This is a genomic window from Kribbella sp. NPDC000426 (assembly GCF_040300265.1).
GTDB lineage: Bacteria > Actinomycetota > Actinomycetes > Propionibacteriales > Kribbellaceae > Kribbella.
In genome coordinates this window covers 304,329-319,154 of the sequence record NZ_JBEPDK010000008.1, presented here as the reverse complement: position 1 = coordinate 319,154, position 14,826 = coordinate 304,329, and the positions used below count along the sequence as shown (strand labels likewise).

The 14,826-nt window shown below is 68.0% G+C and carries 12 protein-coding genes; 6 read left to right on the top strand and 6 right to left on the bottom strand.

Annotated features, from left to right (window positions below; translation table 11 throughout):
- The first annotated feature begins 19 nt into the window (after positions 1 to 19).
- Positions 20 to 820 (top strand): class I SAM-dependent methyltransferase, encoded by an 801-nt coding sequence (locus ABT313_RS36045; RefSeq protein WP_350863250.1) that lies wholly within the window; start codon positions 20 to 22, stop codon positions 818 to 820.
- A complete protein-coding gene (locus tag ABT313_RS36040) occupies positions 817 to 1,863 on the top strand; it encodes an acyltransferase family protein (protein WP_350863248.1) in 1,047 nt (348 codons plus the stop codon). The genes ABT313_RS36045 and ABT313_RS36040 overlap by 4 nt, the downstream gene beginning before the upstream one ends.
- Here ABT313_RS36040 and ABT313_RS36035 read toward each other — a convergent pair.
- Positions 1,761 to 4,439, bottom strand: coding sequence for an alpha-(1->3)-arabinofuranosyltransferase domain-containing protein (locus ABT313_RS36035; protein WP_350863245.1), 2,679 nt, complete (start codon positions 4,437 to 4,439; stop codon positions 1,761 to 1,763). The two genes, ABT313_RS36040 and ABT313_RS36035, sit on opposite strands and share 103 nt — an antisense overlap.
- Before the next feature lie 96 nt (positions 4,440 to 4,535).
- Here ABT313_RS36035 and ABT313_RS36030 point away from each other — a divergent pair, with 96 nt between their 5' ends.
- The gene (locus tag ABT313_RS36030) at positions 4,536 to 5,786 is read left to right on the top strand and encodes an MATE family efflux transporter (protein ID WP_350863243.1); all 1,251 of its coding nucleotides are present in this window, start codon (positions 4,536 to 4,538) and stop codon (positions 5,784 to 5,786) included.
- A gap of 1 nt (position 5,787) precedes the next feature.
- Here the strand turns inward: ABT313_RS36030 and ABT313_RS36025 are convergent, their stop codons facing one another.
- From ABT313_RS36025 to ABT313_RS36015, 3 genes are read right to left on the bottom strand one after another with little or no spacing between them, the layout of a single operon-like run.
- Positions 5,788 to 6,771 (bottom strand): ABC transporter permease, encoded by a 984-nt coding sequence (locus ABT313_RS36025; RefSeq protein WP_350863240.1) that lies wholly within the window; start codon positions 6,769 to 6,771, stop codon positions 5,788 to 5,790.
- A 4-nt stretch (positions 6,772 to 6,775) separates the two neighbouring features.
- On the bottom strand, positions 6,776 to 7,708 hold the full coding sequence (locus tag ABT313_RS36020; RefSeq protein WP_350863237.1) for a carbohydrate ABC transporter permease: 933 nt from the start codon (positions 7,706 to 7,708) through the stop codon (positions 6,776 to 6,778).
- Positions 7,705 to 9,456: an extracellular solute-binding protein gene (locus ABT313_RS36015; protein WP_350863234.1), complete on the bottom strand. Its 1,752-nt coding sequence runs from the start codon at positions 9,454 to 9,456 to the stop codon at positions 7,705 to 7,707. The genes ABT313_RS36020 and ABT313_RS36015 overlap by 4 nt, the downstream gene beginning before the upstream one ends.
- Before the next feature lie 246 nt (positions 9,457 to 9,702).
- Here ABT313_RS36015 and ABT313_RS36010 point away from each other — a divergent pair, with 246 nt between their 5' ends.
- Complete coding sequence (locus ABT313_RS36010) at positions 9,703 to 10,176, top strand: NUDIX hydrolase (protein ID WP_350863231.1); 474 nt, start codon at positions 9,703 to 9,705, stop codon at positions 10,174 to 10,176.
- Here ABT313_RS36010 and polA read toward each other — a convergent pair.
- Positions 10,173 to 12,875 (bottom strand): DNA polymerase I, encoded by a 2,703-nt coding sequence (polA, locus tag ABT313_RS36005; protein WP_350863228.1) that lies wholly within the window; start codon positions 12,873 to 12,875, stop codon positions 10,173 to 10,175. The genes ABT313_RS36010 and polA overlap by 4 nt on opposite strands.
- Positions 12,876 to 12,979: 104 nt before the next feature.
- Here polA and ABT313_RS36000 point away from each other — a divergent pair, with 104 nt between their 5' ends.
- On the top strand, positions 12,980 to 13,369 hold the full coding sequence (locus ABT313_RS36000) for a hotdog fold thioesterase (protein WP_134103949.1): 390 nt from the start codon (positions 12,980 to 12,982) through the stop codon (positions 13,367 to 13,369).
- Here the strand turns inward: ABT313_RS36000 and ABT313_RS35995 are convergent.
- Complete coding sequence (locus tag ABT313_RS35995; RefSeq protein ID WP_350863225.1) at positions 13,332 to 13,946, bottom strand: GNAT family N-acetyltransferase; 615 nt, start codon at positions 13,944 to 13,946, stop codon at positions 13,332 to 13,334. The genes ABT313_RS36000 and ABT313_RS35995 overlap by 38 nt on opposite strands.
- Positions 13,947 to 14,072: 126 nt before the next feature.
- Here ABT313_RS35995 and ABT313_RS35990 point away from each other — a divergent pair, with 126 nt between their 5' ends.
- Complete coding sequence (locus ABT313_RS35990; RefSeq protein WP_350863223.1) at positions 14,073 to 14,813, top strand: DUF554 domain-containing protein; 741 nt, start codon at positions 14,073 to 14,075, stop codon at positions 14,811 to 14,813.
- Positions 14,814 to 14,826 lie beyond the last annotated feature (13 nt).

The following is a 14,826-nucleotide window of genomic DNA, read 5'->3' as shown; positions in this document are numbered from 1 at the left end:
CGACACTAGAGTGTGCGAGGTGAACAGGCCGGTACGGGTGGAACTGACCGAGGTGGAGACCTCGCGGGCCAGTCGTACCTACTGGGACTCCGCAGCTGACGAGTACCTGAAGGAGCACGGCGACTTCCTCGGCTCGGACCGGTTCATCTGGTCCCCGGAGGGTGTCGACGAGGAGGCAGCGCAGCTGCTGGGACCGGTCCGAGGCAAGCGGATCCTCGAGGTCGGCTGCGGCGCCGCCCAGTGCTCGCGGTGGCTGGTCGGCCAGGGCGCCGATGTCGTTGCCTTCGACATCTCCCTCGAGCAGCTCCGCATCGCCAAGGACCTCGACGCCCAGACCGGTACGTCGGTCCGCACGGTCGCCGCGGACGCGGTCGCGCTGCCGTACGCCGACAGCACGTTCGACATCGCCTGCTCAGCCTTCGGCGCCCTGCCGTTCATCGCGGAGGTCGGCACGGCGTTCCGCGAACTGGAGCGCGTCCTGAAGCCAGGCGGTCTGCTCGTGTTCTCGGTGACCCACCCGTTCCGCTGGGCCATGCCCGACGACCCCTCGCCGGCCGGACTGCGTATCACCCACTCGTACTTCGACCGGACGCCGTACGTCGAGGTCGACGACTCCGGTACGCCGGTGTACGCCGAGCACCACCGCACCACCGGCGACTGGATCCGCGAGCTGACCGGTGCTGGCTTCGTCGTCGACGACCTCCTCGAACCGGAGTGGCCGGCCGGACATGAGCTGGTCTGGGGCGGTTGGGGCCCGGAGCGGGGCCCGTACGTCCCCGGAACCGCTATCTGGACCGCTCACAAGGCGCTGACTGCATGACCCGATTCCCGGCAGTGGACGGGCTGCGGGCAATCGCCGCGCTCGCAGTGGTGACCGCACAGGTCGGCCTGCACACACATGCGCCGCTCGCGGGTGTCGTCTCCCGGCTGGACGTCGGCTGGGCGATCTTCTGCGCGATCTCCGGCTTCCTGCTCTACCGGCCGCACGTCGTCGCCTGGTTCTCAGCCACCGAGCCGCCGCTCACGCTGCCCTATCTGCGTGGCCGTGCGCTGCGGATCCTCCCGGCGTTGCTGCTCACCGTCGTGCTGTCGATCGCCTTCGTCCCCCACCCGGCGACCACCTATCTCAAATGGGCGGTGCTGACGCCGCTCCCCTTCTACCTGCTCCTGCCCGGTCTGGGCAGGCTGCTGACCGGCTACGAGCGACCAACGCGGCGCAGTGTCCGCTGGCGGCTCCTCGTCCTGGTCGCACTGACCGTGCTCAGCCCGGTGTGGATGGCAGCCGTCACGGCCACCGACCACCCGGATGCGAGTCTCTGGCTGCCCGGGTACCTCGGCTGGTTCGCGGTCGGCATGGGTCTGGCGCTGTGGCAGGTTTCCCGCGCCACAGGTCGCCTCGGGCCGTCTGCACTCGACGCGCTGACCAGAGTCCCCGGAACACTGTGGGGAATCGCCGCAGCGCTCCTCCTGGTCTCTGCGACCCCGCTCGCCGGGCCGTACGACCAGTCCGGTTCCACACCGGCGCAGGCGCTGCTCAAGAGCCTGCTCTACACGGCTGTGGTCGCATGCGTGCTCTTCCCGATCCTGACGCCCTCAGCTCAGACGGTGCGCGTACTGGGTGGTCGCCCGGCGCAGATCGGTGCGCGACTCTCGTACGGCGTGGTGGTGTACGGGTTCGTCGTACTGGGCGTGATGCGCGGGCCGTTCGCAGTACAGCTGCTGGTGACGCTGGTTGGCGCGGTCGTGCTGGCCGCCGTGAGTTACCGCCTGATCGAGCGGCCGGTCCTGCGCTTCGGGAAGAACACGGCAACGACCAGAACCACCAGCAGCGTGACCAGTCCGAGCAGCAGCCCGGCGCGATAGCTCCGAGCCGGCATGAAGCTGGCCGTGACGACCTGCTCAGGCCCAGCCGGCAGGACCCATCCCTGCTGCCAGCCGCCGATCCGGATCGGCGTCAGCTTCTGGCCGGTGCTGTCGTACGCCTCCCAGCCCTCGTTGTAGTTCTGCGCTACCGCCAGCACGGACTGGTCGTCCGCGTCCGGCACCTCGACGGTCAGCTCCGCCGGGTTCGGACGCCACACGTCCACCCCCTCTACCGGCGTCACCGACACGTCGCCGAATCCAGCTTTGACCAGCGTGGTCTCGATCGGCACGAGCCCCCCACCGGCGAGCACCTCCACACGGTGACGCCCAGACTGCAGCGCCACCGACGACGCGCCGCACAGGCTGAAGGGCACAGGCCGCCGCTGCAGCAGGTCGCGCATGGTCAAGGTCACCTGTGTCCGAGCCGGTACGCCGTCAACACGCACCGCCGGGCCGTTCCCGCAGTACGTCGGGGCTCGGCGGTCCGGATCGACTGCCTTGCGCAGCTCGTCCGCGCCGAGCACGGCGACCTCTGTGACCCCGACCGGACTCCGATGGGCATCCTGCAGCGGCTTCGTCGCCGTGAAGTCGATCTTGATCGTCTGCACGTGCCGCGTCGCGAACCGGACGTATCCCTCGGCGTCGGCTGCGGCCCGGAGCGGTGCGCCGCCGTCGAAGTGCAGCAGGACCTCGGCCGGCTGTGAGCCGTCCAGGTAGGCGTCGGACTGGAAGCGCAGCCCCTGCACGTCCTTCGCCGCCGGCAGCTTGAGCGTGAGGCTCGGCTTCGGGTCATCCGGATCCGCCTGCCAACTCGTCCCGGGATCACGGTCGACAGCCGCTCCCGGCCTGCCCTCCGGCGCCGTGACCGCCCGCGAGGAGGCGGTGGCTGTGATCGCCCCGGCCACCGGCAACAACCGCTCGAGCGCAGCACCGTCCTTCGGCAACGCCGTACCCCGCAGCTCGTACGACGCAGCCTGCGGCAGCTGCACGGTCCGGCGCAGACCGTTCTCTGCAGCAGCCGTAGCGAGCTCCTGGTTGCACAACGCCCGCGCCCCGACGTGCAGACAGCCCGAGCGCCCGATCTGCTCAGTCCGCAACGCCACCGCGCTCGGCTGCTCATCGACCGGCTTGCTGCCATCGGTCTCGATCAGCGGCAGCCCGTCGATCTTCCCCGCGGCGTCTGACCGCAGTACTGCGCCGCCACTCCCACCGAGCGCAGTCACCACAGTCGGTACGTCGTCAGCCGTGCCGTCGACCGCCACGAGCCGGGACCGCGGGATCAGCCGCCCCGGGGTGGTCGCTCCGACGTCGTAGATCTCGACACTCGGGTATGCGATCCGGGTCTGGCCGCCGGGTCCGAAGTACGCGACTCGTCCGATGCCGGCGTCGGCCAGGCTCTCGTGGATCGCGAGCGTTTCCTCCAGATCGTTGCGCACCACGACGTACCGGACGCCGTCGTGGTTGAGCTCCTGCCGCAGCGTCTGGTCGCCGACACCGGAGTCGACGCGGCGCTTCACGTCGTCCGTGAGTGCGGCCATGGGTCGCTTGACCAACGCTGCGAGCGGCTCGGTCGTGCTGGACAGGAGCAGGACGCTGCCAGGGGCGGACTGCTCGTCCAGCCACGCTGCGGCCGCATTCCAGTGCCCTGAGATCGCCGCCGATGCCCCGTCCGGTCGTAGCAGGACGACGGGCGCGGCTGCAGCGACAGCCAGACATGCGACCACAGCAGGTACGACGCGACGGTTGACGCCACGGGAGACGGACAGATTGGCCAGGCGGCGCAGGTAGTGAGCTGCAGCGAGTGCGAGCGGCAGTCCGACGACCGCGCCGATCACCGGCAACCAGCGCGGGCCCGGCGGAGCAGCGCCGTACTGGAGTAGCAGCGCAAGCGGGACCAACCACCAGACCGACGCAGCCACGACAAACCCGAGCCAACCGAGCGCGAGCTTCAGCTTCGAGTGACTCACGAGCCAGATTGCCGGTACGACGAGGACCGCTGCGCCTGCGACCGGATTCGCGCCGCCGATCAGCGCGAACGCCAGCGCCGACCAACTGGCGCGCCACCAGCCAGAGCGAACGCGGGGCGACACGAGCGGCAGCATGATCCACGGAGCCATGGCCATCGGCCACACCTCGATGGGGAACTCGCCGAACACCCGTGGCACTAGCGCGTAGAGCAGTGCGACCGCGAAGCGTGTCCACGGGACGCCGTACTCCAAGACGTTGCAGAGCTTCCAGATACCGAGGAAGGCGACGCAGAGGACCAGCGACCACCACAGGCGCTGGGTGATCCAGTCCGGAACCGACAGCGCGTCCAGCAACCAGTGGAACGGCCCTATCGGCAGCAGGTAGCCGAAGGCGTCGCTCTGCACCTGGCCGAAGGCAGTGTGCGGGTCCCACAAGTGCAGAGCCCGCGACAAGAACCGGCCAGGCGCCGCGGTCAGCTCGATCCTGCTGTCCGGGAGAATCTTGCCCGGAGCCTGCTGGAAGCACAGCGCCACCAGGGCCAGGCAGCCCAGCACGAGCCGCGCCCGCCAGACCACCTGCTCCGAACTACCTGCTTTCAGCCTCCCCACCGGCGGGACATTAACGGATCCGGCGGCTTCCGGACGGCATCGTTGCCGTACCGTGAGGTCGGCAATATCACCCCACCGATCTGAGGCAGCGCAAGTATGACGTCGGGCACCACCCAACCGCACGCGCCGCGCAGTGCGTTCCTGCGCAGCGCCACGGTGGTCGCCGTCGCGATGGCGATCATGAACGTGGCCGCCTACGGGTTCACGCTGATCGCCTCTCGCCTGCTGATGCCGGAGCAGTTCGGAGCGATCACCGCGCTCCTGGGGCTGCTGCTGATCGGCAATGTCGCCTCACTCGGGCTGCAGGCGGCAGGCGCTCGCCAGCTCGCCACACACACCGGGGGCGGCGCAGCCGCGCTGGCCGACGCGATGCTGCGCGCAGGCCGCCGGTCTGCTCTGGGGCTCACCGCGCTCTGCCTGGTCCTGACGCCGCTGTTCATGTGGCTCCTCCACATCGACTCGATCGTCGCGATCGTGCTGCTCGCTCCGACGCTGGGCGGCCTCACACTGATGGGGTCGCAGCTCGGCGTACTGCAGGGCAGCAAACGCTGGACCGAGCTGGCCGCTGTCTACTTCTCCACCGGGGTCGGCCGGCTCGTGCTCGGCGGCGGCGCACTGCTCATCCACCCGTCGCTCGACTGGGCCATGGCCGGCCTCGCGCTCGGTGCCGCCGTACCGGCCGCGCTGGGTCAGTTCTTCCTGCGCGGATCGAGCGGATCGTCCGGTCAGCAGGTCAAGGACGTACTGCGGGAGTCCGTGCACGGCACGCACACGCTGCTCGCGTTCTTCGCGCTGGCCAACGCCGACGTGCTCTTCGCCCGCGCCCTGCTCGACGAGAAGGACAGCGGGTACTACGCGGCCGGTCTGATCATCGCCAAGGCCTGCCTGTTCCTGCCGCAGTTCGTCATCGTGCTCGTGTTCCCGTCGCTGGCCAACTCCCCCGGCGACACCGTCCGGCTGCGCCGCGCGATCATGGCCGTCGCGGGCCTGGGCGTCTGCGCGGTCGCCGGCACACTGATCCTGCCCGGCATCGTCGTCGAGGTCATCGGCGGCAAGGAGAAGTACGCGCCGCTCGGCCCGTACACCTGGCTGTTCGCCGTCGCCGGCTCGGCGTACGCCGTACTGCAGCTCGTCGTGTACGCCGCCATCGCGCAGCAGGAGAAACGCGCCGCGCTGGCGATCTGGATCGGGCTCGTCGTCCTCGCGGTGGCCGCCGGCATCGTACTCGGCACCAACCTGGCCACCGGCCTGAACGGCGTGAAGGTGCTGGTCGCGATGACCAGCACCTGCGCGCTCCTGCTGTCGGCCGTCCTGGCAACCGGACTGCACCGCCAGGCCGCCGACTAGCTCACCACAGACTGGACTTGGCGAACCGGCGGGCGAAGGTGTTCGCGAGCACCAGCAGCACCAGGCCAATGACCGATCTGAAGAGACCGATCGCGGTCGCATAGCTGAACTGCGGCACGGACGACGCCAGACCGATCTTGTAGACGTAGGTGTCGATCACCTCGGCCACGTCGAGGTTCAGGCTGTTCTGCATCAGCAGGACCTTCTCGAACCCGACGGACAGGATGCGGCCGATGTCCAGGATCAGCAGGATCACCGCCACCGGCACGATCGCCGGCAGATCGATGTGCCACATCCGCCGCAACCGTGAGGCGCCGTCCACGATCGCCGCCTCGTGCAGTTCCGGCGGCACACTGGTCAACGCGGCCAGGTAGATGATCGCCGCGAACCCCATCGTCTGCCAGGCACCCGACCAGACGTAGAGGTGCCGGAACATCCCGGAGTCGCCCATCAGGTTCTGCGGCCCGATGCCGAACAGGCCGAGGAGCTTGTTGGTCACGCCGGTGTTCGGGCTGGTCAGCACCACGAGCAGACCCACCACAACGACGGTCGAGATGAAGTGCGGCGCGTAGGTGATCAGCTGCGACGCACGGCTGAACCACTTCTTCCGGATCGTGTTCAGGCAGAGCGCGAGGATGATCGGCAACGGGAACGTCGCCACCAGCTCGTAGACGTGCAGGTACACGGTGTTCTTGATCAGCCGCCAGAACTGGTACGACTCGACGAACCGGTCGAAGTACTTCATGCCGGCCCACGGGCTGCCCCAGATCCCCTGCACCACGTTGTAGTCCTTGAACGCGATGATCACGCCGTACATCGGCCAGTAGGCGAAGATCGCCAGCCAGAGCAGCGGTAGCGCGAGCATCGCGTACAGCTGCCAGTTGCGCCGCATCCGCAGGCCGAGGCCGACCGCGTTCTTCGCTGTCCGGGTCCGCTTGTGGGTCGCGGAGCGGACGCTGGAACGGGTTTCTGTCGAGGTCGTCATGCCGTCATCCCTTCAGGGAGCCGACCATGGCTCCCTTGACGAAGTGCTTCTGCACGAACGGATAGACCAGCAGCGGCGGGATCATGCCGATCACGATCAGCGAGTACTTCAGTTGCTGCTGCAACTCCTGCATCTGCAGCAGCTTGCTGGTGTCTTGCATCTGCGACGGGTCGACCTTCGACTGGATCAGGATCTGCCGCAGTACCACCTGGAGCGGGAACAGGTGCTCGTTGGTCAGGTAGATCAGCGCGTTGAAGAACGAGTTCCACTGCCCGACCGCGTAGAACAGCAGGTTCACGGCGATGATCGGTTTGCTCAGCGGCAGCACGACCCGCCAGAAGAAGCTGAAGTCGCTGCAGCCGTCCACCTTCCCGGCCTCGACCAGCTCCTCCGGGATCGTCACCATGAAGTAGGTCCGGGTGATGATCACGTTCCAGACCGCCATCGCCGTCGGCAGGATGATCGCCCACCGCGTGTTCAGCAGCCCCAGCTGGTCGACCACCAGGTACGTCGGGATCAGGCCGCCGTTGAACATCATCGTGAACACGAACGCGCCCATGATGATGCCCTTGCCCGGCAGCCCCTTACGCGACAGCGGGTACGCCGCGAGCAGGGTGAGGATCGTCGCCACGATCGCCCCGACGAGCGCGTAGTACACCGAGTTGCCGAAGCTGCTGACGATCGCCTTGTAGTCGAAGATGGCCCGGTACGCGTCCAGCGTGAAGCCGACCGGCCACAGCCAGACCTCGCCGGCCGACACCTTCCTGGTGTTGCTGACCGACGCGCTGAGGACGTAGACCAGCGGGTAGAGGATCGCCAGACAGAACAGGCCGAGCGCGGTATAGATACAGGCCATCGCGATCTTGTCGCCGCGGGTGTCCTGGATCGACGCGCCCACCGCCCGCGTCTCATCGGGCGGCAGTGTCCCCGCGCTCATCCGTTGTAGGTCTCGTAGGCGGCCTGCTGCAGCTCGAGATACGGCTTCACGCCGATCTTGCTGACCCGGTCCTTGTAGTCGTTCCAGGCGCCGTCGTCGTTCGGGTCGAGCTGCCCGATCAGGAACTTCGCGAACGACTGGTTCACCTCACCCTTGAGGTTGGTCCGGATCTCCGCCTCCTGCGCGGCCTGGTCCTGGTCCAGCGTCACCGGCGGGAACTGCATCTCCTGCGGCTGCTTCAGCGGGAAGAACCGCTCCTTGGTCTGCTCGTAGAGCGGCTTCTCGAAGGTCAGGTCACCCGGCAGCACCCGCTCACCCAGCCGGAAATCCTGCGAGCGGTACATCGGGTTGTCCTGACCCCAGTTGAGGTTCTTCTGCGAGTTCCAGGTCGCGTCGAACCCGTACACCGCCTGCTTGCCGTTGATCCCCAGGTCGCCCTTCTTCGCCCACGCGAACTTCGGGCCGCCGTACCCGCGCAGGATCGCCTCCAGCTCGTACTGCGCGTCGGCCCACTGCACCAGCAGATCCGGCTTGGCGCACTTCTTGGTGATCACCAGGTGCGCCACCTCGACGCCGACGGTCAGGTAGTCCCAGGCGGCGTACTGGACGCCGTTCGGGCCCTTCAGCGGCGGGCAGGCCTCGTACTGGCGCCAGCGGGCGTTCGGGTCCTTCTGGTCGATGTCGAGGAAGTTGCCCCAGTAGTTGGAGCGGGCGCCGCCGATCAGCGGTTTGCCCGGCGCGTTGCCGTAGCGCTTCAACTGGTCGCCGTCGGCGGTGAACACGTCCCGGCTGATCAGGCCTTCCTTGTACAGGCCGTTGACGTACTTCAGGCCCTCGCGCCACTCGTCCTTGTCGAACGCGACGTCGACCTTGCCGTCCTTGACCACCAGCCACGGTTCGCCCGGGTCGTAGAGGAACGCGTTCATGAAGAACGGGTCGATCGGGGCCTCGTTGTAGCCCGCGAACGGGATGGTCCGGCCGTTGCCGGCCAGGTCCGCCTTCTTGAAGGCCCGCAGTACCTCGCGGAACTCGTCGGTGGTCTTCGGCATCGCCAGGCCGACTTGCTTGATCCAGTCGACGTTCAGCCATCCGCGGCCGTCGATGGCCCGGCAGTGGAAGCAGTCGTTGATCCCCGGGAACGAGTAGATCTTCTTGTCCGGCGCCTGGATCAGCTTGCGGGTTTCCGGGTAGTCCTTCATCGCCTGCTGCAGGTTCAGCGCGTAGGCGTCGATGTGCTGGCCGACGTCGGTGAACAGGCCCTGCGCGCCGTACAGGAAGAGCTGGGAGCGGGTGAACCCGATGCCCAGGAAGGCGTCCGGGATGTCGCCGGCCGCGATCATCGCGTTGACCTTCGTCATCACGTCGTCGTCGGTACCGCCGATCTGGCTCCACTCGATGTGCACACCGGTCTTCTGCTCGAGCCACTTAGTGAAGGCGTTGGTCTTCCAGTCGCCGATCGTCACGTCCTGCTTGACGACGATCTTGAACGTCACCTTCTCGGTGGTGAGCGGTTTCAGCGTGCGGGCGACCGGCCCGACGTACCCCTCCGGGTACTGCACCGTGGTCAGCTTCGGGCCGAGGGTCACGCTCGGGGCGGCCTCGCCGGCGCCCGCGGTCGCGGCACCGGCGTTGCTCTTGCCACTACACCCACTGAGCAGCCCGCCGCCGGCCGTCGCCGCGGTCAGGCCGAGTGCCCCCGCGATCAATGATCGACGGCTGACTCCAGGGCGCGCGTCATCGTTCGGCATGGTTCCTCCTGGCGGCTGGTCGGAACAAAAGACGAAATATCCGAGAGCGATATCCGATAGGATCTCGGATCTTTGCCCCGGAGAATGACATAGAAAGCGGTTGCACGGAAGGCCTCGACAGACACTGACCGGGATCGGTCCATCACTGTCGGTATCTTGCGCGGCAAGCGCTTACCAATTGCGCGGCGCCCTCCAACTTTCTTGCGTCAAGAAACCCGTGGCGCCGGGTTCTATAGGGTGCTGGGCATGCCGACTCCGAAGTTCATCCTCGACCTGCGCGCGAAGATCGGCCACGACCTGCTCTGGCTGACCGGCGTCACCGGCGTGGTCCTGGACGAGCACGAGCAGGTCCTGCTGGTACGGCGTGCCGACAACGGCCGTTGGAGCCTCGTGTCCGGCATCCTCGAGCCGGGCGAGCAGCCCGCCGTCGGCTTGGTCCGCGAGATCCACGAGGAGACGGCCGTCGAGGCGGCGATCGACCGCCTCGTCAGCTTCGAGTCGCTCCCGCCGGCCAGCTACCCGAACGGCGACCAGGTCCAGTTCCTCGACCTGTGCTTCCGCTGCCGGCCCCTGCGCGGCGAGCCCCGCGTCAACGACGACGAGTCCCTCGACGTCCGCTGGTGGCCACTGACCGACCTGCCCGACCTGACGGACCGGGAGCGGGCGTCCATCGAGAACGCCCTCTCCCCCGATCCAGCGCCGGTGTATGTGACCCCTTAGTGGGCGGCCTCGTGCCAGGTGCGGCCAATGCCGACTGAGACGTCCAGGGGGACGGCCATGTCGACGGCGTGGCCCATGTCGTGGCGGACCAGTTCCTCGATGGCCTCGCGCTCGCCGGGGGCGATCTCGAAGACCAGTTCGTCGTGCACCTGGAGGAGCATCCGGGACTTCAGGCCGGAGTCGCGCAGCGAGGCGTCGACCTTGAGCATCGCCATCTTGATGACATCGGCGGCCGAGCCCTGGATCGGCGCGTTGAGCGCCATCCGCTCGGCCATCTCACGGCGCTGCCGGTTGTCGCTGGTCAGGTCCGGCAGGTAGCGCCGGCGGCCCAGGATCGTCTCGGTGTAGCCGGTCTTGCCGGCGTCGATCACGATCGACCGCAGGTAGTCCCGGACGCCGCCGAAGCCCTCGAAGTACTCGTCCATCAGGCCCTTGGCCTCGTCGACGCCGATCTTCAGCTGCTGACTCAGACCGTACGCCGACAGGCCGTACGCGAGGCCGTAGTTCATTGCCTTGATCTTCGCGCGCTGCTCCTGGGTCACCGCGGACGGCTCGACCGAGAACACCCGGGACGCGGTCACCGAGTGGAAGTCCATCCCGGAGTTGAACGCGTCGATCAGGCCCTGGTCCTTCGACACGTGCGCCATGATCCGCATCTCGATCTGGCTGTAGTCGGCCGACATCAGCGACTCGTTGCCCTCACCGACGACGAAGGCCTGCCGGATCCGGCGGCCCTCCTCGGTCCGGATCGGGATGTTCTGCAGGTTCGGGTCGGTGGAGCTGAGTCGCCCGGTCGCCGCGATGGTCTGGTTGAACGTGGTGTGGATCCGGCCGTCGCGCGGGCTGATCGTCTTCAGCAGGCCCTCGACCGTCTGCCGCAGCCGGGTCGCGTCGCGGTGGGCCAGCAGATACGCCAGGAACGGGTGCTCGGTCTTCTCGAACAGTGCCTGCAGCGAGTCCGCGTCGGTCGTGTACCCGGTCTTGGTCCGCTTGGTCTTCGGCATCTGCAGCTCGTCGAACAGCACCACCTGCAGCTGCTTGGGCGACCCGAGGTTGATCTCCTTGCCGATCACCTCGTACGCCGACGTCGCGGCCTCCCGCACGCCGGTGGCGAACCGCTCCTCGAGCTGCTCCAGATACGGCCGGTCGACCGCGATGCCGTCGCGCTCCATCGCCGCGATGACCTGGATCAACGGCAGCTCGACGTCCGCGAGCAGCGGCGTACCGGCCTGCTTCTCGAGCTCGGCGTCGAGCGTGTCGGCCAGGTCGGCGATCGCGCGGGCGCGCAGCATCGTGTGGTCCGCGGCCGGGCCGCCCTCGACGTCGTCGAAGCTGAGCTGGCCGTTGTCGGCCTCCTCGTTGCGCAGCTCGCGCTTGAGATACCGCACGGTCAGGTCGGCCAAGTCGTACGCACGCTGGTCCGGGCGGACCAGATACGCGCTCAGCTGGGTGTCCGAGCTCAGGCCGCCAAGCGTCCAGCCACGCTCCATGAAGCCCAGTAGCGGACCGTTCACATCGTGCAGGGCCTTGGGCTGCTTCTCGTCGGCGAGCCAGGCCTGCCACGCGGCCTCGTCGTCCGGCGTCATCATCGTCGGGTCGAACCAGGCCGCCGCGCCGGACGTGTTCGCCAGCGCCAGCCCGGTGATCTGGCCAGTGCCGCCGCCCCAGCTGCCCTGCACGGCGACGCCGACGCGCTCACCGGTCATCACGTGTTCCTTGAGCCAGGCAGCGACCTCGCCCGGCTTCAGCTGCGAGCCGTCGAGCTCGAAGCCGTGGTCGACGGTCGCGTCGACCTCCTCGTGCTCGGCGACGAGCCGCTCGCGCAGCACCCGGAACTCCAGGCTGTCGAACAGCGTGTGCACCTTGTCGCGGTCCCACGGCGTCCGGGCCAGGTCGTCGACCGTGACATCCAGGGTCAGGTCGCGGACCAGCTCGTTGATCTGGCGGTTCCGGATCACGTCCGCGAGGTGCTCGCGCAGCGACTCGCCTGCCTTGCCCTTGATCTCGTTGACCCGGTCGACCACGTCGTTCAGCGAGCCGAACTGGTTCAGCCACTTGGCCGCGGTCTTCGGCCCGACACCGGGCACACCCGGCAGGTTGTCGCTCTGCTCCCCGACCAGCGCGGCAAGATCCGGATACAGCCGCGGGGTGACGCCGTACTTCTCCTCGATCGCGGCCGGGTCCATCCGGGCGATCTCGGACACGCCGCGCTTCGGGTACAGCACGGTGACGTCGTCGCTGACCAGCTGGAACGAGTCCCGGTCACCGCTGCTGATCAGCACCTCGAAGCCCTGCTCGGACGCCTGCGTGGCGAGCGTGGCGATGATGTCGTCGGCCTCCCAGCCGTCGATCTCGGTGGTCGGGATCCGGAGCGCCTCCAGCACCTCCTTGACCAGCGAGACCTGCCCCTTGAACTCGTCCGGGGACTTCGAGCGACCCGCCTTGTACTCCGAGTACTGCTCGGAGCGGAAGGTTTTGCGGGACACGTCGAACGCCACGCAGATATGCGTCGGCTGCTCGTCGCGGAGCATGTTGATCAGCATCGAGGTGAACCCGTACACCGCGTTGGTGTGCTGCCCGGTGGTGGTGGAGAAGTTCTCCACCGGGAGCGCGTAGAACGCCCGGTACGCCAGCGAGTGTCCGTCCAGCAGCAGGATCCGCGGTCGCCCGGTGTCCGGGGTCGCGGTGTCCTTGGTCAACGTCGAAGTCTGAGTTTCTGGAGCCACAACCCGACTCTAGTGGGTCCCACGGACAGTTCTGACACACTGCTTCCGTGACAGATGAAACGAACCTCGGCCCGGGTATGGGCATGGAGGGCACACTCCTGCAGCTGATGGGAATCGTTGTCAGCGAAGCGTCGCCCGAGCGGGTGGTCGCGACGATGCCCGTCAAGGGCAACACCCAGCCGTACGGGCTGCTCCACGGCGGCGCGTCCTGCGTGCTGGCCGAAAGCCTCGGCTCGATCGGCTCCGCGCTGCACGCGGCGACGTACGGGAAGGTCGCGGTCGGGGTCGACATCAACGCGACCCATCACCGCGCGGTCCGCGAGGGAGTCGTGACCGGCGTCGCGACCCCGATCTACCTCGGCCGTACGACGACGTCGTACGAGGTGATCGTCACCGACGAGCGGGACAAGCGGGTCTGCACCGCGCGGATCACTTGCCAGCTGATTCAGGCTCCGCCGGGGAGCTGACCACTCCCCCGACCGAGCCCCCGAGCTGGGCGCGGCGGGCCAGGGCGGAGCGGCGGGACGAGAGCAGGGCCAGCAGGTTCGGCGCGTGTTCTGCGGCGAGCCGGCGACGGACCGTGTGCGTGTTCGCGAACCGCAGTACGCCGGCCTGGCCGAGACCGAGGCGGGCCAGGAACCGGTTGGCCTCGCGGGCGATCGCCGGCGCGACCACGGCCAGGTGCGCGCAGTTCTCGTGCTCGGCCCAGGTGACCGCCTCGGCGATCAAGGCCCTGCCGAGACCGTGCCGGCGGGACGAGTCGCTGACGTGCAGGTACTCGACGGTGACGGTGGTGTCGTCGTGCAGCGGGCTGACCGCGGTCCGGCGCAGGTAGGCCATGCCATGGATCACGCCGTCCAGCTCGACCACCAGCAGGCGGCCGAACGGATCGTCCAGATGTTTGCTGACGGCAACCTCGGCGGCGGCCGTCGACGGCGGCGCGGGCAACCGGGACGGCAGCCCGACGGTGGTCAGCTCACGCCACAACGCGACCAGGGCGCCGGCGTCACCCACGCGTGCGTCCCTCACCTCGATGGCTGCCACCACAGCGACCTCCTGGGTCCGGTCCACCCCCGAGGTGAACGGACGTGCCGATACGCTCGTCCTCGCGCAACAGTAGGCCCTCACGGGTCACATGCAAAGCTGACCGGTAGCTATCTGGAGACCAGTTTGTTCATCGGAATCGGCACCGTCGTGAACGTCGCGACGGTGCTCGTCGGATCGGTACTCGGCGTACTCGTCGGACACCGGCTCAGTCACCGCACCAGGGATCTGGTCACCGACGCGATCGGCCTGGTCACGCTGCTGATCGCGATCTCCTCGGCACTCACCGTCGGCGACAAGGCGCTCAGCGACGCGGTCGGCGACAGCGCCCCGGTGCTGATCGTGCTGGGAGCGATGCTGATCGGCGGCATCATCGGCTCGCTGTTGCACATCGAGAAGCGGCTGGAAGGTTTCGGCGCCTGGATGCAGCGCCGGTTCGACCGCGGCGAAGGGCAGAGCACGTTCGTCGAAGGGTTCGTGTCGGCGTCGATGGTGTTCTGCGTCGGGCCGCTGACGTTCCTCGGTTCGCTGTCCGACGGACTCGGCCGCGGCGCGGATCAGCTGTACCTGAAGGCGGTTCTCGACGGCTTCACCTCGATCGCCTTCGCCGCGTCCTTCGGCTGGGGCGTCGCAGCGTCGGCGCTGGTCGTACTCGTCGTCCAGGGGTCGATGACGGCGGTCGGCGCGGTGCTGGGCGACGTACTGCCCGACGCGCATGTGACCGCGCTCGGCGCTACCGGCGGCGTGATGCTGATCGGCGTGGCGCTCAGACTGCTGAAACTGAAGCAGGTAGCGGTCGCGGACCTGCTACCGGCGTTGATCGTCGCGCCGCTGCTGGTCCAGTTGCTCGTTGTCATCCGCAACTGAACCAGCAGCGGCG